This is a genomic window from Nonomuraea monospora, from assembly GCF_039531895.1.
In the GTDB taxonomy this organism is placed as follows: Bacteria; Actinomycetota; Actinomycetes; order Streptosporangiales; family Streptosporangiaceae; genus Nonomuraea; species Nonomuraea monospora.
This window is the reverse complement of the sequence record NZ_BAAAQX010000010.1, coordinates 180,234-201,138: the sequence shown is the minus strand read 5'-3', so window position 1 is coordinate 201,138 and position 20,905 is coordinate 180,234. Positions and strand designations below refer to the sequence as shown.

Below are 20,905 nucleotides of genomic sequence, written 5' to 3'. Positions count from 1 at the left end.
GCTCCGTCGAGCGGGCCGAAGGAGTGCATGCGTGGCCGTTGAACAGCGCGGGCAGTTGCGCGGGTTGAAGGTGGTGGAGTTCGCCCACGTGGTGGCCGGGCCGCTGGCCGGCTCGCTGCTCGCCGACCAGGGAGCGGACGTCGTCCATGTCGAGCCGCCCGGCAGCGGGGACGCCGCCCGCGCGATGGGGCCTGCCCGCGACGGCGTGCCGTTGTGGTTCAAGGTCGCCGGGCGCAACAAGCGCTCCGTCACGCTCGACCTGCACGATGCTGACGGCCGCGAGGTCGCGCGACGGCTCGTGGCCTGGGCGGACGTCGTCATCGTCACGCTGCGCGCACCCCGGCTGCGCGCCTGGGGGCTCGACTGGGACAGCGTCCACCGGATCAATCCCAGAGCCGTCCTGCTGCAGATCAGCGGCTTCGGGGCGCAGGACGACGCGCCCGGCTTCGGCAAGGTCGGCGAGGCCCGCAGCGGCGTCGTCCACCTGACCGGGTTCCCGGACGGGCCGCCCGTGCACACCGGCTTCTCCCACGGCGACGCCGTCACCGGCCTGATGGGCGCCTACGCCGTGCTCGCCGCCTTGCACCGCCGGGCGGGCGACCCGGCCTTCGACGGCGAATGGATCGACCTGGCCCTGTTCGAGCCGCTGTTCCGGCTCGTCGAATGGCAGGTCATCGCGCACGACCAGCTCGGCGTCGTCCCCGGCAGGTCAGGCAACCAGCTCGCCGTCGCCCCCGCCGCCGTCATCAACACCTACCTGTCGGCCGACGCCGACTGGATCACCGTCACCTCGGCCACGCTTCGGTCGGTGCTGAACGTCGTCCGCCTCCTGGGCCTGCCCGAACAGGAGTACGCCACGACCGCCCAGCAGCTCGCCGGCCGGGAACGGCTGGACGCGGAGCTGCGCGCCTGGGTGGCGGCACGCGGCACCGAGGCGTGCCTGCGCGCGTTCGCCGAGGCCGAGGTGGTCGCCTCGCGCGTGTTCACCGCCGCCGACATCGCCGCCGACCCCGTCTACGCCGAACGCGGCGACATCGTCACCGTGGACGACCCCGACCTCGGGCGCGTCCGCATGCAGGCCGCGCTCCCCCACTTCCGGCAGGCGCCCGGCCACATCTGGCGCACCGGCCCCGCGCTGGGCCAGGACAACGCGCTCGTCTACCGCGAGTGGCTCGGCCTCGGCGCCGAGCGGCTCGCAGAGCTGGAGCGGCGCGGTGTCATCTGAACGTCCGCCGCTGCGCTCGCTGCTGTTCGTGCCCGGCACGAAGACCGGCTGGCTGGCCAAGGCCGAGGCCGCCGGGGCCGACGCCGCCATCCTCGACCTCGAGGACGCCGTCCCCCCTGTCGGGAAGTCCGCCGCCCGCGCCCGCGTCGCCGACGCCGTCGCGAACCCGACCGGCGGCCTGGCGCTGCTCGTCCGGATCAACCCGCTCGACGGCTGGGCGGGCGCCGAGGACCTGCGCGCCGTCGCCCACCCGCACCTCACCGCGGTGGTCCTGCCCAAGGTGCACGGCCCCGCCGACGTGCTGCTGGCCGACCGCCTGCTGACGTGGTGCGAACGCGAGCACGGCCTGCCCGACGGGCACATCGCCCTGGTGCCGCTGCTGGAGACCGCCGCGGCGCTGCGCGAGGCGTACCAGATCGCCCGCGCCGCCCCGCGCGTCGCCTACCTCGGCGCGGTCACCGGCAAGGGCGGCGACGTCGAGCGGGCCGTCGGCTACCGCTGGAGCCCGTCCGGCGCCGAGACGCTGGCCCTGCGCGCCCGCGTCCTGCTCGACGCCCGCGCCGCGGGCGTGCCGTGCCCCGTCGCGGGGCTGTGGACGGACCTCGCCGACCTCGACGGGCTGCGCGCCTTCGCCGAGCAGAACCGATCCCTCGGCTACGAGGGCATGGTCGCCATTCACCCCTCCCACGTGCCCGTCATCAACGAGGTGTTCTCGCCCAGCCCTGAGGAGCTGGCCCGCTACCAGCGGCTGATCGCCGCGATGGAACGGGCTCGGGCGGATGGAGCGGGCGCGATCGTCTTCGAGGGTGACATGGTGGACGAGGCCATGGCGGCCAGGGCCCGGGCCGCACTCCGTACCCGAACCTCATAGTGCGGCGCGGCACAGTCAGCGACGCCGCTCCGCTGGAGGTTCAGCGGGCGGCGGGCCCGCGCGACAGTGAGCTGGGGGCGTTGACGTTCGCGCCCTCGTGCACCCCGACGCCGAGGCGGTCCACCAGTTCCCCGCCCAGCCAGCCGGACGCCGCCCCCAGGGCCACCCCGGCGAAGCTCAGGATCAGGGCCGGGACGCTGGGAACCCAGTCGGCGCCGGTCCGCAGCCACCAGCTACCGGCGAACAGCACGAGAACGAGCACGTTGCCGATCCCGTGCAGGGCGCCGATCCGCTTGGCCCGGCTGCCGGCAGGGATGGCGACCCAGTCGATGAGACCGAACACCCCCGCGACCACGCCGCCGACGAGCCCCGCGGCGATCGTGTAACCGGCGGCCAGCGGGAAGCCGGAGCCGCCGGTGATCAGGTGGAGGATGTCGAAGACGGCCGCTGTGACCAGCAGCCCCAAGGGGAAGACGATGAGCATGGGGTGCACCGGGTGTCCCAATGCCTTGGCCTTGCTGTCCATGACGCTCCTCGCGCATCTGGAAGGTACGGCAGCGGCTACCCTCCGGCGATGCGACCATGCCGCCCCAGGCCCGCCGGCTCACCGGTCTCATCCCCCGCCTCGGCGACCGCGCGCTTCACGGCCCTGATGGAGTCATGTTCGCGTCCCTTGAGCCGAGCGGACGCGGACCGGGATGGCGGCAGGGCAGGGCCACCGCCGTCTGGCCCGGCGGGGCCAGGTCCTGATCGGGCAGAACCGCCCGCAGCACCAGGGCCGCCGGAGCGCTGGGACCGACCAGCGTCAGACTCCCGCCCAGCGAACGGGCCAGCCTGCGCGCCCGCAGCATGGCCGTGGCGCCGCGCGAGTCCATGAAGGTCACCCGCCGCAGGTCCACGCTCAACCGCGGGCCGCGTTGCCGGATCACCGTGGCGAGGAATTCGTACAGATCATCGGCGGTCAGCAGATCGACCTCGCCACTCACGCCGACGACGGGTGCGCCTGCGGACAGGCTCACGCTGAGATCCAGTCTCATGAAGGGTTCCTAGCTGGTGCACGCCCGGCGCTCTGGTGCGCCGAGTCCCCTCCCGTACCCTCAGCAAGCCGCCTCAACCGCTTTCTCACATCTTCCCCGATCCAGAAGTGAGGAAGGTTGCCGCAGCCAATGACGCTGGTGACCGGATCGCGCTGTTCCGCCCGAAGGTTTCGCCAGCATCGCCGACAGTCGCGCACCGCCCCACCTGTTTCCCGGACACCGTTCGGATTGGTGATCATGATCTCGAGCTTTTTGCGCGATGCCCTCAATGGGCGGATGCTTGCTTCCAGGCTGAGATCGTCGCGTCAGCCCAGCGTCTGACCCGATCCTCATACCCCTCCGCAGGAAAGCTGCCGTCCGCGGCGACGTCCTGGATCGTCACGGCGTAAGTCGTTGGCGTACTGCTAACCGGAGGAAACGGCGGCGCGCCCGGAAAGTCGTCGGCGGTGGGGGCCCGACCTCCGAATCGGTGGGAGTTGCGCTGGCGGGCGCGCTGCGTCATGAATGTGAGAGCGTCAATGCCCTGCTGGAGGTAGGCGTGCAGCAGCGCCCAGTAGAACGCCGTGGTCTCGGTGTCTGTGCGTGTCGGGTGCTGGAAGAGGTAGCACGCCACCGACACCGCGTGCAGAGGCGCCCACGGCGGCCGGCCTGAGTAGTCGCGTACGAGCAATTCGTGGAACAGAGACTCGCACGCGTTCCTCCCAGCGCCGCATTCCTTGCAGCTGGACACTGTCTCCTCCTCCTGGAGGCCACTCTTTCTCGGTGCGCTGACGCGGCGCAACGCGATTTTTCGGAACCCGCACAGCCGGTTTTGCATCCAACAGCGCGTGAACGTACGTCGCCTCATATACTCGGCCGCCCTGGGAGCCCCGGTCCTGTACGCCGCGGTCAACCTGATCGCGCTTCAGTCGATCGCGCCAACGACGGGAGAGCTCAACCCTTGGTACGACGAACCATGGACTGACGTGTTGCTGGGACAAGTGGAGCAGGAGGTCGCGCATGCGTGGAACGTGACGCTGGGCATCACGCTGATTCTGGCCGCCGGGGCGGCTCTCATCGCTGTGCTCGACCGGCTGAACCATCGATCGCCCTCCAGGTCGACCGTCCCGACCGGCGTCTGCTTCATCCTGTACGAACTGACCCTGGTGGTGGCGGTGCTGCTGTCTCCCCTGACCCGGTTCTGGCTGCTCAACGATGATGGAGATCTTGAGGTGCTGGCCCCTGAGTGGCATTCCGCCGGGTTGATCGCCATCCCCGTCCTGGCTCTTGCAGGTCTGATCGCCTGGATGTCCGGCCCGCCGGATGCCGTACCGGGTCCACGCGATGAGCGGTGAGAAGGTCAGCGCCCGCGGGAGTCGCACACCGTCGGAGGCGGCGGCAGCACGCGTGCCGGGTCCAGGAGCAGCAAGGGGCCGTTCGTGCACGTGCAGGAACCGCCGTCGCTCGATCCCCGCGCGTTTCTTGAGCCCGGCCGGTGCGTCCTCGACCGTGGCGTGCTGCTCGGCCGTTCCATGACGCGTGCCGCGGTTACCGGCGGGTCGGGCTTGATCTGGATTTTCATCGCGTCAGGGAAGAAGTGCCAGCCCAGGCGGCCGGAGGCCGCCAGTTCGCGTTACTCGCCGTCCACGTAGGCGTCGATGTCGGCATCGCGTTCGGAATGGCGGGGCATCTGGCCCTCGTGTTCTGGCCAGATCCCGGTCGGCGCACTCGCGGCTGCGCACCGAGTTGACTTGGTCGCTCATCGTGAGGGCCTGCGCAGCGGTGATGCGGGCCACGGCTCGCTGTCATCGGTCGAGCAGGCGCTGGATGTCCTCCAGAAGTTTGGCGTCGGCTGCCAGGTGCGCCTCGGCGTTCTCGAACAGCGCGTCGGCCAGCGGCGACAGCCCCGTCTTCGCCTCTCGCCCCCTGGTGATCTCCGCGCGACGGCTCTCCAGTGCCCGGGAGGAGGCCGCCACCAGTTCCCTCGCCTCGCCGGAGTCCAGCAACGCGTGCCAGCGCAGCGCCAGCGCGAAGTCGGACCTGGTGGAGTGCGGGGGTGCGGACAGCGCTTTGCGTAGCAGGTCGCGTAGCGTGCGCCGGCCTTCAGGCGTGATCGCGTACACGCGGCGCAGGCGATCGCCGGTGCGTTCCTGCGCATGCGTCTCGGCCAGGCCTTCGGCCTCCAGCTTGGCGAGGGCGTGGTAGACCGATCCCGGCTTCACGTCGGTCCACTGCTCCAGCGCTCCGGCCGTGACGAGTTGGTTGATCTCGTAGCCGTGCCGCGGCCCCTCGTTGAGCACGCCCAGGACGAGCAGTCGGGTCGACGACACTCGAACACCTCCACGCGATAGTCAAGGTTGACTATATCAGGCGCCTCATGCTCTGATAGTCAAAGTTGAATAATCAAAGTGGAGGTCAGAGGTGTTCCTGCTCTCACGGAGGATGGACGCGCTCGTCCGCGCGTACACACTGCTGGGTAGATTCAGCGGCGCGGTGCTGGTCGGCCGCCGGGGCCGGCGGCTGTTCGCCGAGGGGTACGGCCGCGCCGACCATGAGCGCGCTGTGCCCAATACGCCGCGGACGGCGTTCAGGATCGGTTCCCAGACCAAGACCTTCACCGCGATCGCGATCCTGCAGCTCCAGGAGCAGGGCAGGCTCCGCGTCACCGACCCGATCGGCCGTCACCTGCCCGGCTACCCGCGCGGCGACGCGATCACCCTGCACCACCTGCTGACCAACACCTCGGGCATCCCCGATTACGTCACGACCGACGGCTTCACCCGCATCATGGGGACGCCGCGCACGCGAGCGGCGATCATCGCCGGCTTCAGGGACCGGCCGTTGTTGTTCGAGCCCGGCGCGCGGATGAGTTACAGCAACTCGGGATGGGTTCTGCTCGGGGAAGTGATCGAGCGGTCGTCCGGTCTGACCTACGGTGAGTACGTGCGCAGGAACGTTTTCGCCCCGCTGGCCATGGAGCGCAGTGGGCTGAGCGACGGTCCTGTTCCTCAGGGACATGCTGTCGGTTACATGGCGAGTGACGGCCGCTTCGCCCGTACGCCGTACCTGCACAATTCCCATCAGGACGCCGCAGGAGCCCTGCACTCAACCGTCGGGGACCTGCACCGCTGGAACCGCGGCCTCCCCCGGCTGCTGCGTCCGGAATCGCTCGCGGAGCTGGTCAAGCCACATGTCGCGGCCGACGGGATCGGCTACGGGTACGGGTGTGCGGTGCGCGGGGACCGGGTCGAGAGCTCGGGCGGCACCGTCGGCTTCGTCAGCGTCTCCGCGCACCACCGGCGCGACGACCTCTTCGTGACCGTGCTGTCCAACATCGAGAACGCCGCCTTCACCGAGATCGAGACCGCTCTGGTGGCGATCGCCCGCGGTGAGCCGTACGAGCTGCCCAGCCGCCGGATCTTCGTCACCGTCGCCCCGGACGTGCTCGACCGGTACACCGGCCGTTACACGATGCGGCACCTGGGCCGCACCTCCACGATGGAGGTCACCCGCGACGGCGAACGGCTGATGGTGGAGGTGCACGGGCTGGCCAGGACCGAACTGCGGCCCATGTCCGAGACCCGCTTCTTCGCCAGGATGAAAGGTGAGGTGGAGTTGGATTTCCGGGCGAGTGGTGAGGTGGCGCTGAACTGGGCGGGCCACGACGTCACCGCCCGTCCCGCCACCTGACCTCAGGAGTGCTCTTTCACGGGGATGCCGGGTGCGTCGACGACCAATGGCACGTGGGCGGTGGTGGCGTTGTAACGGGCGGGGCTTCCGCCGGGCAGTACACCGGTCTCCTCGATGAGCGCGGGCTTCGCTGGATGAACCCTCCAGGACGGCGGCGCGTCCATCAGGTATGAAGAGATCGCGTTTGACCGTCATCGCGGTGCTCATGTCGTTATGCGCCTGCGGCTCGCCAGGCGGTGGTCCGGTGCCCGCCGCGGCCGGGACCGAGACGATCGTGTTGGCGCGGGCCGATCAGCCCAAGGCGCACCGGCCCACCCTGGAGCGGCTCAAGCGGGAGGCTGCGGCGTCGGGCCGGTCTCTGGAGGAGGTCGTCAAGGGGTACGCGGCGCGGGTGGCCGCCACCTCGTCGCCCAGGCCGACGGACTTCGAGGGGTACGACCCTGCGGTGACCGACCCGGATGTGTCGATCGACGGCATTCCCTACGCCGAACTGATCGACCTCAGGGCCGTCGCCAGATCGGAGGGTATCTCCTACGAGGAGGCCATCGACCGCTTCGGATCGCAGTCGGCCAGCAGCCGGGTGATCGACACGCTTCACGCGGAGTTCCCGGACGAGATCTCCGGCGTCGCGTACGTCGACGGCCACCGGGGGCTGCGCATCGGCTTCAAGGGTCGCATCCCGGCCCGCGCGGTCGAGCTGGCCAGGACTCTTCCCCTGGAGGTCACCCTGATCGGCGGCAAGGGATTCTCGGCCGTCGAGCTCCAGGAAGCCCAGGACACGGTCGTCGCCTGGCTCAGGACCCGTCCTGAGGTGGCGACGATGTCGGCGCATTCGGATGACGAGACCGGTCAGGTCAAGGCCACCGTTCAGCCGAAGGTGATGCCGGACGATGCGGAGGAGTTCGTGCGTGGGCTTCAGCTGCCGCAGTTGGACAATCCGTACATCACCGTCGAGGTGACGCTCTCCGCTGAGCCGATGGCCGTTCAACCGCAGTGAGAGCCCGCGGCTGGGGTTGGCTCACAGGCTCGGTCGTCCAGTTTGCTGAGTACGTCGGCGGCTTCCGTCTGAAGAGGTGGCCGAGTTCTCGGCTGCTGGCGAAGATGTCGAGTGGTTCCTGGAGGCTGTCGGACGTCTTGGAGACCGCGTGTCGCCGTTGATCATCGAGCTGGATCCGTTGAGGGCTGCCGGTCCGGTGCTGCTGGGGGCCTCGTTCGAGGAGGCGGGGGCGGGGGCTGGCGGCATGGGGTGCGCCGCAGCCGTACGCGCCGTCCGCAGGCGTGGTGCAGACGGTCGAGATTCACCGAAACGTCAATGCGGAGCCGCAGGCGCAGGTGTTCCTGTTCGGGGTGGATCTGTTCGCGACGCCTCCAGAGCAGGTGATCGCGGAGCTGCGGACTCGTTACGAGGTCGAGGTCGAGCGGAATGACGGCGGCTTGGTGGTGCCGCGGAGCAGGACATCATCGAGAGTGTTCTGATCGCCGGCCGGGGCTACTACGACGTGCCGCCTCCTGGGCATGGCTGGACGAGCGGGCTGATGGCCTGGCCCGGCCTACGAGGGGTGGCGACGAGAGCGCGGGTCGTTGATGGCGGGTGGTGACCGCCCCCTCTGCCCGAGGCGGTGGGCACTGTCACGCGCCGGGCCTCAGGCCTTCGCGGGCTTGGCGATGCTGTCGAAGTACTGTTGCAGCAGCTCCCGCACACCCGGCGTCTCATGGATCTGCACGCTTGAGACGTATCCGACGATCTGCACGCTGGTGTACGCGGGAGGAATCGCCGCCGGCGCGGCGATCGGCGGCCACAGCTCGTTGGCCACCACTTCGAGCAACGCCATGGCGAGCTGGTCGGGGGTCCTCCCGCCCTCCCACCCCGGGGGCAGCGTGATCGCCGTGTCGGTGGCCGTGGAGACCACCTTGAGCCCCGGCAGCGTGCTGTCCCGGCCCAGGGTCAGGTGCTTGTTGACCCGGTTGATCAGGAGGTCCATCTGTTTCTTGAACTCATCGAGCAGACCGGTGACCACCTCCTTGTACTCGGTCCCGTCCGGGATGGCGGGCAGGCCGGACAAGGAGGTGCTGGGCAGCGGCTTCTCCTTGGAGTCGCTGTAGAGGTTGTGGGCCTGGATCCAGGCGCGTATCACCCGGGACGACATCAGCGCGTGGACCTGCTCCAGCAACGTGCCCTTGCCGCTGCGCAGCAGATCCAGCTCGGCAGCCGAGAGGCCGAGCTTGCCGCCGAGCAGGTCGAGGGCCACCTGTTCGTAGTTGGCGGCGTTGACCTCGGCCAGCTCCGGGATGAGCAGGTAGTGCGCGTTGACCGCACGGTAGGCGAAGTCGATCGTGTAGTAGCCCGGGGCGAGCGTGTGCGACACCTCGTGCAGCAGCGCCGCCGCCGACTCCGCGTCGCCGTCGACGTTGTTGAGCAGTCTCCTGCCCACCTCGACCCAGGCCGTCTCCCCTTGACCATGAGCGAGGGCCCTCATCGTGCCAGGCAGGTCGGGACTGTAGACGAAGCCCATGCCGGGGCCCTTGCCGGTCCGCGCGTGCAGGGCCTTGAACTTGCTGAGGATGGCGGGGAAGCGCGTGGCGGCCTTGTCCGCGTTCTTCCCGAAGCACCTCTGCAGGCTCTCCTGCGCCGCCGGGCTCTTTCTGACGACCGGGTTGACGACGTCCTTCTCGATCCTCTGGATCAGACCCTCGAACCAGAGGTTGCTCCTGATGTCGGGGACCCAGCCGTGCAGACGGTTGAGCGTGTCGACGATCAGGGGCAGCCCCTTGGCCATGGCCTCGCCGCTGGCCTTCCGCTCCTTGGAGCTCTTGGTCAGGTCGCCCGCGAGTTCGACCCATCCGGGGGACAGCTCCCTGGTCCAGCGGTTGCGCAGATCCTTGAGCACCTCGTCGTCGGGGAGATCGCGCCACGCGCCGTTGACTAGCTTCACGTACGACTCGGCGACGTAGCTCGTCCTGGACCTGATCGCATCGAGTATCGCCGGAGTGGGAATGGGGATCATCGCGCGCCCTCCTTGTCGTCGGCTCAGCGTGGACCCGCGCCGATCCCCCGTCAGTGTCGCGGGTTACAGCTCCCGTGAGGTCGGCGAGACGGGTCCGGGGCCTGGCGGTTGGGAGGCTGACGCGGGTACGGCGCTGTGCTCGCGTGCGGAGCGAGACCACACGCGGATGATCAGAGCAGGTTCAGCCCGGGGTGGTCGTCGCGCTGGTGCACGGGTCCGTTCCCAAGGGGCTGGTTGCGGTGGGCCGCCGTGACGGCAAGGGTCGCCAGCAGCGCGGTTGTGACTGCTGTCGCCGCGAGCGCGGTCCAGGTGGCCGCGTCGGGGTGGATCAGCGACTGGCCGCGCAGTGCCTGCCAGGCGGTGATGGCGAACAGCGCGCCGTAGCCCAGGATGACGACCCCGGTGAGCTGCGCGCGTACGCGTTCGTGGCGCAGCGGGCCGATCCGGGTCGCGAGGGCGGTGAGAAGCAGCACCGCGAGCACGAACACCTGGATGGAGTGCAGGCCGATGAAGTGCGGGACGCGCAGGTCGCCGCCGGTGGTGCTCCAGTTCGTGATCGGCATGCCGCCGCCGTCCGGAGCCCCGACCCCGTGCCCGCCCACCAGCGGGACCGGCCTGCCGTAGGCGTCCTGGACGGTGCGGGGTCCGGCCGACGAGGTCCACCCGGTGATGAAGGACGCCAGCGCCATGCCGAGAACCGCCAGCCCGAGCCCGGCGCGCAGGGCCCAGGTGAGTGCCGCGTCACCGACTCGCTGGAACAGCAGCATGACGGCGACGATCAGGCTCGCCCCGAACAGCCCGAACACCCCGGTGGAGAAGATCTGCTGCCCGACCTGGTTGAACGGGTCGGTGCCGGCGTTGAAGTGGCTGAAGGTGCCGCGGGCGGCCTGCACCACGATGAAGCCGACGTCGATCAGCCCGGCGACGGCGAAGACCGTCCCGGCGAGCCACATGGTGCGCCGTGCCCGGCGAAGTCTCGGGATCAGCCAGGCGAGCGTCGCGCCGTACATGACGAACGACACCCCGAACTTCAGCGGCTTGGCCCAGATCGACTGTTGCAGGAGCTCGCGACCGTCGGCGAAGAGCCCGGCGCTCGCGACGACGACTAACGCGGACATGGCCGCCACCATGATCGTGAGCGGCCGGTGCCACGACCGCACGTCTCGCCGAACTGCCGCTTTCGCCCGCCGCAGAGCTGCGTACGGTGTATCAGATGTCATGCGTACATCGTATGGAAATGCCTTGCATTACAGGTGTTTTGACCGCATAAAGTGCACTAGTGTGCTGGATAGTGAACTAGTACATTGAAGGAGGAGGCAGGCCATGGCATCGGCCGCGCAACGTCCGGATCCGCCCTATCGGCGTATCGTCGCGGAGCTCCGTACCCGGATCCTGGCGGGCGACCTGCGGCCGGGCGAGCGCGTGCCGTCCATCCGGCAGATCGCCCAGCGATGGGGTGTCGCGGTCGCGACCGCGACCAAGGTGGTGGCGGCCCTGCGTGACGAGGGGCTGGTCGAGGCGAAGGTCGGCGCCGGTACGGTGGTCAGCCCGCGCGCGAGCAGGAAGGAGCGGCCGGCCGGTCCAGCGGCTCGGCAGGCCGACGTCCCCAAGGGCTCGCTGAGCCGTGAGCACGTCCTGCGCGCCGCGATCGCGATCGCCGACGCCGAAGGGCTCGGCGCGGTGTCCATGCGGCGGCTCGCGGCCGAGCTCGGCGCGGGCCCGATGTCGCTGTATCGGCACGTCACGGGCAAGGACGAGCTGGTGACGCAGATGGCCGACGAGGTGTTCGGCGAGGTGGAGCTGCCCGTCCCTGGGCCGGAGGGGTGGCGGGCCAAGCTGGAGCTGGTCGCCCGCCGGCAGTGGGAGCTGTCGCGGCGGCACCTCTGGCTGCCCAGGGCCGTCTCGTTCACCCGCCCCTTGCTGGTGCCCCACATGATGGCCCACACCGAGTGGACCCTGCGCGCACTCGACGAGCTCGAGCTGCCCATGGAGATCCGGGCCCGCGAGGCGCTCACGCTGCCCGCGCTGGTGCACACCGTGGCGCTGTCCATGGCGGAGGAGGTCGAGGCCGAGCAGGAGACCGGCGTGACGCACGACGGGTGGTGGCTGCTCCAGCGCAGGCGGGCCGGCGAACTTCTCAGCACTGGACGATTCCCGCTCCTGGCCATGCTGCCCGAGGAGACGGTGTCGGACCTGGACGGGATGTTCGAGTACCTCCTGGCACGCCATCTCGACGGCTTCGCCGTCATGGTGAGCAGGGGTGCGGGGCGTCCTCGGTGACCGGTCTCCCCCGCCGGTCGCCGGCCCTCGGTGTGAAGCCGATGTGAAGCAGCCATGATGGCGCCGCGTGCTCCACTGGAGCATTCAACGGGGGAGAAATCATGCGCTTCACGCGTGCACGCACGCCGTTTCCCGAATCGGCCGGAGGCGCCACGAGTGGCATGCTCTACGTCACGAACGGCGACTCCGGCGACATCTCGCTGTTCCGCCTCGACGGGCAGGGCAGGCCGGTGCCCGACCCGCCGCTCGTCGCGACGGGCCGGCAGCCGCGGCAGCTCGTGTTCGCCCGTGACGGCCGCACCGCGTACGTCGCGACGGCCCTGGACGACCACGTGCACCAGTACCAGGTGGGCCACGACGGGCGGCTCGCCGTGCTGGCGCCGCCCGTGCGGACGGGGGCGTTCCCGTTCGGGAGCGTCGTGTCGCCGTCGGGCAGGGCTCTCTACACGGCCAACACCGATGACGGGACCGTGTCGCCGTTCGCGATCGGCGACGGCGGGCGGCTGCGCGTCCTCGGCGCCCCCGCCGTCACCGGGCAGGACAGCCCGCGCGGGCTCGCCATGACGCCCGACGGCCGCTACCTGTACGTCAGCCACGGCCGGCCCGCGATCACCGGGGATGACACCAAGCCGCCCGGCTTCGTCGTCGTCTTCGCCGTGCGCTCCGACGGCACGCTGCGCAGGATCGGCGCGCCGGTGCCGGTCGAGCGCGGCGGGCTCGGCATGTCGATCACCCCGGACGGGCGGTTTCTCTACGTCGCGTGCGAGGTGCTGACCAGCGTGTCGGAGCGCCAGCTCTTCGGCTTCGCGGTGGGCGCCGACGGCTCGCTCAAGGCGGTCCCCGGCTCGCCGTACAGCGCGCCGGACGTGCCCGTCAGCGCCGCTGTGACTCCGGACGGGCTGCGGCTGTACGTCGTCAGCGGGGGCCTGGACCTTGATCCTGACGTCGCCACCAAGGTGTGGGGGTTCACGATCGCCGCCGACGGGGCGCTGATCGCCGTCCCCGATGCTCCCTTCGACGCCGGGCACGGTCCGGTCGGTATCGCGCTGACGTCCGACGGGCGGCGGGCTTACGTCAGTACGCTCCGTGCTGAGCTGCTGTCGTTCGCCGTCGGGGCGGATGGGAGGCTGGCGCCGATCGCGGAGGCTGTGCCGACGGGCGGGAAGCGTCCGCTCTTCCAGTCGGTGGCCGTCGGGCCGCGCTGACAGGGGCGCACGGAGAAGGGGCGCACGGGCAAGGGGGCGCGCGGACGAGCGGCGCGCGACAGGGGCGTGTGCTGACTGGGGCGTGCTGGCGGGGGTGCGCTGGCCGGATGCGTGTGCCCCCTGATGAGGAGCTGAGCACCGGAGGCGTAGGTTCATGTTCTTCACCGTGCTCGGCCCGGTAGGCCTTACGGTGGCAGGCAGAACGCATGTGCTGCGACGGGCGCAGACGCGAGGACTGCTGGCGTTCATGCTGCTGAGGGCCAACCGGGTCGTACCGGCCGAGGCGTTGATCGAGGCCCTGTGGGGCGGCGCGGAACCGCGTACGGCCCGCAGCCAGGTCCAGAACGGGATGTCGGCCGTACGGGCGCAACTGCGGGCGCACGGCGGCGAGGGGATGTTGTCCAGCGGACCCGCCGGATACCTGCTCACCGTCGCGGCCGAGCAGGTCGATCACGCGCTGTTCGAGCTGCGCCGCCGTGAGGCCCGCGCGTCGGCCGGCTGGTCGCCCGCCGGGGCGGCGGCCGCGTTGCGGGCGGGGCTGGAGCTGTGGCGGGGGCCGGTGCTCGGCGGGGCGTCGGGCTCGTACGTCGAGCCCGCCCGCGCCCGCCTGCTCGACCGGTATCTGACGGCGCGGGAGGAGTTCGTCGAGCTGGAGCTGCGGCTGGGGAGGCATGGCGAGGTGGCGGCCGAGTTCCTGGCCGCCGTGGACGAGCATCCGGGGCGGGAGCGGCTGCGGGGTCAGGTCATGCTCGCGTTGTACCGGTCGGGGCGGCAGGTGGAGGCGCTGCGGCTGTACCGGGAACATCGGGTGCGGCTGGCCGAAGGGCACGGCCTGGATCCGGGGCCGGAGCTGGTGGCGCTGCATCAGGCGATCCTGGAGAACGACCCGACGCTCCTGACGCCCGGCGCTCCTGGTGCTGCTGCCGGTGAAGGAGGCGCGGGGCCGGCCCGGCCGGCTCGCCATCAGCGGCGGCGAACCGGCCGTGCCCGACCCCCCGCAGGCCGTTAGCCGCTGGCCGCTACCGGACGGTGACCGGAAGCGTGGCCCTGGCCTTGGGGGACCCGTTGCACGACACGGACTGCCCCGTGTACACCGCCACCACCGAACACCCCTCGTCATCCACCACGGTCACCGTGACCACGTACCTCCCGGGCAGCGCATAGGTGTGCACCGGCGCCGCACCCCCATCGGCCAGCTTCGCGCCGTCACCGAAGTCCCAGTCGTACCGGACGACCCGCCCGTCGGGGTCGGACGAGGCGGCGGCATCGAAGGACACCCGCAGCCCCTCGACGCGCGAGCTGAGGGACGCCACCGGCCCCTGGTCCGGGCTGACGGCGACGGCCTGCAGCGCGGCCTGCTCGTCGCCCTTGCCCATGTCGTACGGCGACCCGGGCAACGCCGTCAGGGCCCCGCCGGGGTCGGCCGCGAAGCCGGACACGTCGTCGGAGTCGATGTTGGAGACGTACAGGCGGCGCCCGCTCGGCGACAGGGCCAGCGCGACGGGCGACTTGTGCGCGTCCACCTCGCCGCGGTGCCGCAGCACGCCGCCGGCGCCGATGTCGTACGTGGTGACCGACTTGCTCCCGCTGAGGAGGAGGCCGCCGTCGGCGACGTACAGGTGCCGTCCGTCGGGTGTCGCCACGGCCGAGATGGGCAGGTCGGGCGGGTCGAACGGCGAGCCGGCGACCTCGCTCAGCTTGCCGTCGGCGCCGATGGCGAAGGCGAAGAGGTCTCCGGAGTCGGAGCAGGGCACGTAGAGGTACTTCCCGTCCGGGGTGACGGCCATGGCTCCGCCGGACCTGCCGATCGGGGTGGAGCCGTGCTTCGGGGACAGTGCGCCGCCGGCGTCGATGGCGAAGGTCGTCACCGCGTCGAAGTCGCCGGCGTCCTTGCCGCGGTGGCTGACGTACAGGAAGCGGCCGTCCGGGGTGACGGCCAGGCCGTTCGGCTGGACCTCGCCGCTCGCGACCGGCTCGCCGAGCGGGCTCAGGGCGCCGTCCGGGGCGACGGTGAACGCCGAGATCGTGTTGTCGATCCGGTTCGACACGTACAGCGTGCCGCCGCCTGGTGTGAGGGCGAGGCTGACGGGTTCGGCTCCGGTGGCCACGACCGGGCCGTACGGGGTCAGCCCACCGTCGGCGCCGATCCGGTACGTCCTGATCACGCTCGCGTCGTCCCCCTTGTTGGGGTCGAAGCCGACGGCCACGTACGCCGTGCGGCCGTCGGCCGACAGGACGATGCCGCGCGTCCCGCCGTCCGCGTTCACGGTGCGCGGCGGGGTGACCAGCCCTCCGTCGGGCCGGACGCGGAACGTCATCACATCCCTGGAGACCAGCCCGTTCACGTAGACCGACCGCTCAGGCGGGGCGGTCATGCGGGTGGCGGCGGAGGTGGCGGTGAAGGGCGTCACGGTCAGGGCCAGGGCGGTGCAGAGCAGCGTGGTACGTCGGAGCTTCGACATGGCGAATCAACCTCGATCGCTGGATTCCGTCGTTCCAGGCATCCTCCGGGGCGAGCCCATGCATCCCGTACACAAACCCCACACACCACCACGCGGGATCAGCGCAGTTGCGCGGTGATGGAGGGGTCGCGGATGGCGGTGTCCGCGGCCAGCATCATCGCCTTCGACAGGATGACGGCCAGCACCTCGTCGCCCTCGAACGGAAGGAACACCCGCGCCCCGCTCCCGCCCTTCGGCACGATGCACAGGTACGTGTCGTTCGGCGACATGAGGATGTTCCCCGACCCCAGGTGGATCTTGTAAGAGCGCAGCTCACCCCGGACGTGCAGGAACCGGTCGTCCAGGAAGCACCGGTCGGCGATGGCCAGGCGGGGCAGGAGGCGCGACAGCAGGTCGTGGCGGGTGCGGGCGGTGGCCGGGAGCGGCCCGAACCCGTAGGAGGTCCAGTAGTCGCCGTACGGCCCGCCGTCCCGCCAGGCAGGGTCGGCGCCGACGCTGGCCACGCCCACGAACAGGTCGGCGTCACGCATGACCTCGCTGAACACCAGCGGCGGGATCCGCGTCAACGGCAGCGGCGGGGTGTGGCGGGGGTCGATGAAGCCGCCGTGATGCGTCTCCGCGTCGGGCGGGTAGAAGCGCAGCTCGCCGGTGACGACGTGGAGGTAGGCGCCGGAGGGCGTCCAGCCCTCGCCGCGGTGGTCGGGGCCGCACCAGAACTCCGCGCGCACGCCCCAGCCGGGCAGGTCGCGGGTGGCGGGCGGGAAGTCGCCATCGACCGCCATGTGCAGGTCGTGCCGCCAGCCGCGGGCGCGGGCCAGGGCGTGGAGCTGGTGCTGGCGCAGCACATGACCGGCGAAACGGGCGGAGTGGCCACCGGCCGCCCGCTCGGCTTCGGTGAGGAGGTAGACCTCGCGATGCGCCTGCTTGAAGGGCTGGGTGATCTCGTGCCGTTCCAGGTGGCGCCGCCAGCCCAGCACCTCGGCGGGGTCGCGGCCGATCGGGTGCCAGAGCCGGACGTCGGCGTCAGGGCCGGGGCGGACCGGCGCGCCGTCGAGGTCGCGTAACACGCCCTCGGCCCACAGGCACGGGACGTCACCGGCCAGCCAGATCAGCCGCCTGGCCAGGGTGCCGAGCAGCGGATGGTCGAGGTAGCGGGCCCGCCAGCTCCCGTACGTCCAGGATCGCTGGGCGAGGAACAGGCGATCGAGGCGTTCGGACTGGGCGGTGAGCATCTTGCCGACGTCCTTGACGACGCCCTTCAGGGCGGCGATCTCCTCCGCATGCCCGGCGCGGACGCTCGCGGGCGGCGACTTGACCGTTCTGCCCTTGTCGTTGCGCCAGCTCAGGGCCGCCTTTCCGGCGGTCACGGTCAGCTCGGCGGTGCTGTCCCCGACCGCTTGGACGAGCCGGCCGACCTCGGTCAGGCCGTAGTCGGGCACGCCGAGTTCCGCCACCTCCTCGCGGGAGACGCCGAGCGCCCTGGCCTTGGCGCCGAGGACGCCGTCGAGCACCTTGAGCGTGCCCCGGTGCGTCACGGTGACCGCCAGCCGGGCCAGTTGCGCCAGGGCGTCGTCGCCGTCGAGCCTGGCCAGCGCGTGGATGGCGGAGGTGGCGGTCGGGGCGTGGCGCGGCCCGAGGTGCGGAACCTTGCGCAGCGCGGACTCGGCCAGCGCGGCCAGCATCCTGCTGGTGCCGGGCTGTGCGGGCAGGCAGCCGAGCATCCAGATGAGCCCGCGCAGCGCGACCGCGTTGTACGGGTCGTTCTAGTGCTCGTAACCACCGTCCAGGGGCAGGGACCGGGGGCGGCCGACGAGTGACAGCCAGCCCGTGAGCCGGGCCCTGGCCGTCTCGGCGCCGGCCCGCTCCAGCAGGGCGCCGGCGGTGCGCGCCCACCTGGCGGACGACTTGGAGCCCGACGCGGTCAGCGCGTGTTCGAGCAGGGCGGTCCAGGTCTCGTCCAGCTCCTCGGACAGGATCCGGTCGGCCCAGGGCTCGCCCGGGTTGAGCAGGGGTGATCGAATCTGCTCGACGAGCGGCGCCAGCACCACCTCGCGCCTCCACCCCACCAGGGCCACCCGCCGGACGCCCGCGACCTGCTCGGGCGTGAGGGTGTGACCGGCGTCGAGCCGGCACCGCAGGATGAACGAGAGCTTGCTGTGGCAGTACGTCCATTGGCGGGCGGCTTCGTCGAGGAACAGCCCGGCCGCCTCGGGGGTCCAGGCGTCGGTGACGTCGTCGGTGATGATCGCGGCCGTGCCCGCTTCGCGTTCGCCGTCGGGACGGGACAGCAGGCGCATGGCCTGCTCCACCCGGGAGGCGGCCGATGCCCGCGTGGCCGCCTCCCTGAGCCGTGCGCCGGCGCCGCTGTCGAACCAGAAGCTGGCGCCCTGGTCCTCGCTGTGGCTTGCCTCGGTCGGCGGCATCGGCGGCTCCGTTGCGGAAGAGGTGGCGGAGCCCGGCGTCTCAGTGGTCATGGCGGGTCAGTGTAGGGAGAGCGGCCGACGGTTTTCGATCATCTGGCGACGGCACGCATGACGGCGGCGCGGCGGGCGGGCGGAACGTATGCTCGTTGACCGGGTCCCGGGCGTGGAGGGCGGTCGTGATGTCGCATCCCTGGCGCGGCTGGTGCCTCCTGCGTCCCGGGCTGATGCTGTACGGCGGCACGGTCGGCGGGAACGCGTTGCATGCGCACCACGCGGTTCAGCTCATCGTCGCCGCCGAGCCGTTCACCATGGGCGACGGTCACGGCGAGCGGGTGACGACGCGGATCGCCGTCATCCCGCCCGACACCGCCCACACGGTGCTGACCGGGGCTCGCGACGCGCTGCTCGTCCATCTGGATCCGCGTAGTTCGCCGGGGCGGTGCCTGCTCGCGCGTTCCGGCTCGGGGGCGAGGGCTTCGACCTGGTCGCCGCCCGTCGGCGAAATGCCCGTCCCGCCGATCGAACCAGGGCCTGTGGGCGCGCGGCCGGAAGGTCACGGGGGCAGGCGAGCGGAAGGCGGCGAGGGCCGCGGAGGCAGGCGGCTGGTCATGTTCGCCGAGCCGCCGTCCGGCCACCCGCGCTCCGCCGAGGCGGCGAGCGCTCTGCGGGTCGTCGAGGCGTGGAGCGGCGCCGGCGACGTCCCGCTCCTGCTTCACCCTGCGGTGGAGGCGGCGATCGCCGTCATCCCCGCCCTCCTGCCCTCAGGACCGGTACGGCTGCGCACGGTCGCGGAAGCCGTCCACCTGTCACCCAGCCGCCTGGCCCACCTGTTCAGCGCCCACGTGGGCATCCCGCTACGACCGTACGTGCGATGGCTGCGCCTGAGGCACGCCATCGACCGGGTGGCCGCCGGTGAGACGCTGACGGCGGCGGCACACACCGCCGGGTTCACCGACGGCCCCCACTTCACCCGCGCCTTCCGCCGTACGTTCGGAAACGCCCCGTCCGAGCTGGCCGCCGCGATCGACTGGCTGCCCTGACGAAGCAACGGCGCCCGAGCTATGAGCGCAGCTCGCGCTTGAGGATCTTGCCGGTCGCCCCCATCGGCAGGCTGTCACGGAACTCGATGATCCGCGGGTACTTGTAGGCCGCCATGTTCTCCCTGCACCAGGCCCCCAGCTCGGCCTCGGTCACGTTCGCGCCGGCCGACGGGATGACGTACGCCTTGACCTCCTCACCGTGTGAGGCGTGCGGCACGCCGACCACCGCCGCCAGCGAGACCGCCGGGTGCGTCATCAGCACCTCCTCCACCTCGCGCGGGTAGACGTTGAGACCACCCCGGATGATCATGTCCTTGGTGCGGTCGACGATGGCGTAGTAGCCGTCCTCGTCGCGGGTGGCGACGTCGCCGGTGCGGAACCAGCCGTCCCGCAGCACCTCGGCGGTTTCCTCGGGCCGCCCGTAGTACCCCTTCATGACGTTGTGGCCGCGGACGGCGATCTCGCCGGGCCCCTCGCCCTCGACGGTGTTCCAGTCGCCGTCCACCAGCCGCATCTCCACCCCCCAGAGGGGGAAGCCGATGGTGCCGGGCTTGGTGGGCCGGCTGAGCCGGTTGAAGCAGGCCGCGGGGGACGTCTCCGACAGGCCGTACCCCTCCAGGATCGGGATGCCGAACGTGGCCTCGAAGTCCTTGAGCACCTCGGCCGGGCAGGCGGCCGCCCCCGACACCGCCACCTGCAGCGACCTGGGCACCTCGGCCCCGTCCGCGTGGATCTTCGACAGCATCGCCCAGTACATCGTGGGCACCCCGGCGAACATCGTCACCTTCTCCGTGCGCATCAGCTCCAGCGCCTGGCCGGGCTCGAAGCGCGGCAGCAGCACGAGGGTGGCGCGGCGGCGCAGGCTCACGTTCATGACGGAGGTCTGGCCGAACGAGTGGAACAGCGGCAGCACGGCCAGCGAGACGTCACCCTCGGGATCTGTGGGGAACATCTGGTCGCTGACGACGGCGTTGAGCAGCAGGTTCGCGTGGGTGAGCTCGGCGCCCTTGGGCCGGCCGGTGGTGCCGGAGGTGTAGAGGATGGCCGCGACGTCCTCCGGCCCGGTTCGTACCGTCTCGAACTGGCCGGGCATCCCGTCCAGCGCCGCCCAGAACGACTCGCCGTGCTCCGACTCCGTCGCCAGCGGTGTGGCGGGCAGGACGAAGAAGTGCTCACACCCCCGCGCGCCGTCGAACCCCTCCCGCCCGCGCGCCCCCGTCGGCAGGTCGGCGGTGCCCTCGAAGCAGAACAGCGCCTTGGCGTCGCTGTCGGTCAGGTGGTAGGTGATCTCGCGTGGCTGGAGCAGCACGCTGAGCGGGACGACGGTCGCCCCGGCCTTGAGGATGCCGAAGTAGACGAACGGGAAGTAGGGCAGGTTCGGGCAGAGCAGCGCCACCTTGTCGCCCTTGCCGATCCCCCGCGACACCAGCAGGCCGGCCACCTGGTTCGCGACGGAGTCCACCATGGAGTACGGCAGGCGCAGGTCGCCGAGGACCAGGGCGGTGCGGTCGGGAGCGTTGCGGGCGCTGTCCTCCAGGATGATCGACAGGTTGAGCATGGTGACCCTCTCGTCGGAACGCGTCGTCCGTCCCCAGGATGCTCCGGCGGGTCCCGGCGGGCCTTGTACGAACGTGCCGACTCCCACCGACCTTTCAGTACGCGCCGAAGCTCCCGAGGCCGCCATCGGA

Annotated in this window: 20 protein-coding genes; 10 read left to right on the top strand and 10 right to left on the bottom strand. The window is 71.0% G+C overall.

Translation table 11 applies throughout. The features are described 5' to 3' along the window. Nucleotides 1–31: 31 nt before the first annotated feature. Together ABD331_RS21775 and ABD331_RS21770 are read left to right on the top strand one after the other, a co-directional pair. Complete coding sequence (locus ABD331_RS21775; protein WP_344477549.1) at nucleotides 32–1,225, top strand: CaiB/BaiF CoA transferase family protein; 1,194 nt, start codon at nucleotides 32–34, stop codon at nucleotides 1,223–1,225. Further along, nucleotides 1,215–2,096 carry an HpcH/HpaI aldolase/citrate lyase family protein gene (locus ABD331_RS21770; RefSeq protein WP_344477547.1) on the top strand — a complete coding sequence of 294 codons (882 nt, stop codon included), beginning with the start codon at nucleotides 1,215–1,217 and terminating at the stop codon, nucleotides 2,094–2,096. The genes ABD331_RS21775 and ABD331_RS21770 overlap by 11 nt, the downstream gene beginning before the upstream one ends. Nucleotides 2,097–2,136: 40 nt before the next feature. Here ABD331_RS21770 and ABD331_RS21765 read toward each other — a convergent pair whose 3' ends face one another. The 3 genes from ABD331_RS21765 to ABD331_RS60985 form a co-directional block, all read right to left on the bottom strand. After that, nucleotides 2,137–2,622, bottom strand: a complete 486-nt coding sequence (locus tag ABD331_RS21765; protein WP_344477545.1) for a DUF2231 domain-containing protein — start codon at nucleotides 2,620–2,622, stop codon at nucleotides 2,137–2,139. 115 nt (nucleotides 2,623–2,737) lie between these two features. Further along, nucleotides 2,738–3,133 (bottom strand): STAS domain-containing protein, encoded by a 396-nt coding sequence (locus ABD331_RS21760; RefSeq protein ID WP_344477543.1) that lies wholly within the window; start codon nucleotides 3,131–3,133, stop codon nucleotides 2,738–2,740. A 265-nt stretch (nucleotides 3,134–3,398) separates the two neighbouring features. Further along, a complete protein-coding gene (locus tag ABD331_RS60985) occupies nucleotides 3,399–3,950 on the bottom strand; it encodes a DUF5946 family protein (RefSeq protein ID WP_425566018.1) in 552 nt (183 codons plus the stop codon). 10 nt (nucleotides 3,951–3,960) lie between these two features. Here ABD331_RS60985 and ABD331_RS21755 point away from each other — a divergent pair, with 10 nt between their 5' ends. After that, entirely contained in the window at nucleotides 3,961–4,467 is a 507-nt protein-coding gene (locus ABD331_RS21755; RefSeq protein ID WP_344477541.1) for a hypothetical protein, read from the top strand. Nucleotides 4,468–4,917: 450 nt separating this feature from the next. On the opposite strand, the gene ABD331_RS21750 is transcribed toward ABD331_RS21755, so the two are convergent. Then, the gene (locus tag ABD331_RS21750; RefSeq protein WP_344477539.1) at nucleotides 4,918–5,442 is read right to left on the bottom strand and encodes a PadR family transcriptional regulator; all 525 of its coding nucleotides are present in this window, start codon (nucleotides 5,440–5,442) and stop codon (nucleotides 4,918–4,920) included. Between the two features lie 91 nt (nucleotides 5,443–5,533). Between ABD331_RS21750 and ABD331_RS21745 the strand changes: the two genes are divergently transcribed. The 3 genes from ABD331_RS21745 to ABD331_RS21735 all read left to right on the top strand — a co-directional run bounded on the left by ABD331_RS21745 (nucleotide 5,534) and on the right by ABD331_RS21735 (nucleotide 8,278). Further along, entirely contained in the window at nucleotides 5,534–6,802 is a 1,269-nt protein-coding gene (locus ABD331_RS21745) for a serine hydrolase domain-containing protein (RefSeq protein ID WP_344477536.1), read from the top strand. Nucleotides 6,803–6,986: 184 nt separating this feature from the next. Then, the gene (locus ABD331_RS21740; RefSeq protein WP_344477534.1) at nucleotides 6,987–7,799 is read left to right on the top strand and encodes a hypothetical protein; all 813 of its coding nucleotides are present in this window, start codon (nucleotides 6,987–6,989) and stop codon (nucleotides 7,797–7,799) included. 281 nt (nucleotides 7,800–8,080) lie between these two features. Then, the gene (locus ABD331_RS21735) at nucleotides 8,081–8,278 is read left to right on the top strand and encodes a hypothetical protein (RefSeq protein ID WP_344477532.1); all 198 of its coding nucleotides are present in this window, start codon (nucleotides 8,081–8,083) and stop codon (nucleotides 8,276–8,278) included. Nucleotides 8,279–8,445: 167 nt separating this feature from the next. Here ABD331_RS21735 and ABD331_RS21730 read toward each other — a convergent pair whose 3' ends face one another. Both ABD331_RS21730 and ABD331_RS21725 read right to left on the bottom strand, forming a co-directional pair. Further along, entirely contained in the window at nucleotides 8,446–9,807 is a 1,362-nt protein-coding gene (locus ABD331_RS21730; RefSeq protein ID WP_344477530.1) for a M35 family metalloendopeptidase, read from the bottom strand. Nucleotides 9,808–9,977: 170 nt separating this feature from the next. Beyond that, nucleotides 9,978–10,925: a hypothetical protein gene (locus ABD331_RS21725; protein ID WP_344477528.1), complete on the bottom strand. Its 948-nt coding sequence runs from the start codon at nucleotides 10,923–10,925 to the stop codon at nucleotides 9,978–9,980. Between the two features lie 205 nt (nucleotides 10,926–11,130). Here ABD331_RS21725 and ABD331_RS21720 point away from each other — a divergent pair, with 205 nt between their 5' ends. From ABD331_RS21720 to ABD331_RS21710, 3 genes are all read left to right on the top strand, one after another. After that, nucleotides 11,131–12,087, top strand: a complete 957-nt coding sequence (locus tag ABD331_RS21720; RefSeq protein ID WP_344477526.1) for a GntR family transcriptional regulator — start codon at nucleotides 11,131–11,133, stop codon at nucleotides 12,085–12,087. Between the two features lie 101 nt (nucleotides 12,088–12,188). Beyond that, entirely contained in the window at nucleotides 12,189–13,292 is a 1,104-nt protein-coding gene (locus tag ABD331_RS21715) for a lactonase family protein (protein ID WP_344477524.1), read from the top strand. 208 nt (nucleotides 13,293–13,500) lie between these two features. Next, entirely contained in the window at nucleotides 13,501–14,301 is an 801-nt protein-coding gene (locus ABD331_RS21710) for an AfsR/SARP family transcriptional regulator (protein ID WP_344477523.1), read from the top strand. Between the two features lie 10 nt (nucleotides 14,302–14,311). Here ABD331_RS21710 and ABD331_RS21705 read toward each other — a convergent pair whose 3' ends face one another. The 3 genes from ABD331_RS21705 to ABD331_RS21695 all read right to left on the bottom strand — a co-directional run bounded on the left by ABD331_RS21705 (nucleotide 14,312) and on the right by ABD331_RS21695 (nucleotide 18,228). Next, nucleotides 14,312–15,754, bottom strand: coding sequence for a beta-propeller fold lactonase family protein (locus ABD331_RS21705; protein ID WP_344477521.1), 1,443 nt, complete (start codon nucleotides 15,752–15,754; stop codon nucleotides 14,312–14,314). A gap of 98 nt (nucleotides 15,755–15,852) precedes the next feature. Next, nucleotides 15,853–17,475 (bottom strand): DUF4132 domain-containing protein, encoded by a 1,623-nt coding sequence (locus ABD331_RS21700; protein WP_344477519.1) that lies wholly within the window; start codon nucleotides 17,473–17,475, stop codon nucleotides 15,853–15,855. Nucleotides 17,476–17,517: 42 nt separating this feature from the next. Further along, a complete protein-coding gene (locus ABD331_RS21695; protein ID WP_344477517.1) occupies nucleotides 17,518–18,228 on the bottom strand; it encodes a hypothetical protein in 711 nt (236 codons plus the stop codon). A gap of 128 nt (nucleotides 18,229–18,356) precedes the next feature. On the opposite strand from ABD331_RS21695, the gene ABD331_RS21690 reads away from it, so the two are divergent. Beyond that, entirely contained in the window at nucleotides 18,357–19,217 is an 861-nt protein-coding gene (locus ABD331_RS21690) for a helix-turn-helix transcriptional regulator (protein WP_344477764.1), read from the top strand. Nucleotides 19,218–19,236: 19 nt separating this feature from the next. Here the strand turns inward: ABD331_RS21690 and ABD331_RS21685 are convergent, their stop codons facing one another. Then, on the bottom strand, nucleotides 19,237–20,775 hold the full coding sequence (locus tag ABD331_RS21685; protein ID WP_344477515.1) for a long-chain-fatty-acid--CoA ligase: 1,539 nt from the start codon (nucleotides 20,773–20,775) through the stop codon (nucleotides 19,237–19,239). Nucleotides 20,776–20,905 lie beyond the last annotated feature (130 nt).

Excerpts from the sequence above, each read along its gene's own strand:
- ABD331_RS21730 (WP_344477530.1), bottom strand. The coding sequence starts at position 9,807 with ATGATCCCCATTCCCACTCCGGCGATACTCGATGCGATCAGGTCCAGG.
- ABD331_RS21705 (WP_344477521.1), bottom strand. The coding sequence starts at position 15,754 with ATGTCGAAGCTCCGACGTACCACGCTGCTCTGCACCGCCCTGGCCCTG.
- ABD331_RS21765 (WP_344477545.1), bottom strand. The coding sequence starts at position 2,622 with ATGGACAGCAAGGCCAAGGCATTGGGACACCCGGTGCACCCCATGCTC.
- ABD331_RS21700 (WP_344477519.1), bottom strand. The coding sequence starts at position 17,475 with ATGCTCGGCTGCCTGCCCGCACAGCCCGGCACCAGCAGGATGCTGGCC.
- ABD331_RS60985 (WP_425566018.1), bottom strand. The coding sequence starts at position 3,950 with ATGCAAAACCGGCTGTGCGGGTTCCGAAAAATCGCGTTGCGCCGCGTC.
- ABD331_RS21715 (WP_344477524.1), top strand. The coding sequence starts at position 12,189 with ATGCGCTTCACGCGTGCACGCACGCCGTTTCCCGAATCGGCCGGAGGC.
- ABD331_RS21760 (WP_344477543.1), bottom strand. The coding sequence starts at position 3,133 with ATGAGACTGGATCTCAGCGTGAGCCTGTCCGCAGGCGCACCCGTCGTC.
- ABD331_RS21695 (WP_344477517.1), bottom strand. The coding sequence starts at position 18,228 with ATGACCACTGAGACGCCGGGCTCCGCCACCTCTTCCGCAACGGAGCCG.
- ABD331_RS21685 (WP_344477515.1), bottom strand. The coding sequence starts at position 20,775 with ATGCTCAACCTGTCGATCATCCTGGAGGACAGCGCCCGCAACGCTCCC.
- ABD331_RS21720 (WP_344477526.1), top strand. The coding sequence starts at position 11,131 with ATGGCATCGGCCGCGCAACGTCCGGATCCGCCCTATCGGCGTATCGTC.
- ABD331_RS21690 (WP_344477764.1), top strand. The coding sequence starts at position 18,357 with ATGTCGCATCCCTGGCGCGGCTGGTGCCTCCTGCGTCCCGGGCTGATG.
- ABD331_RS21725 (WP_344477528.1), bottom strand. The coding sequence starts at position 10,925 with ATGTCCGCGTTAGTCGTCGTCGCGAGCGCCGGGCTCTTCGCCGACGGT.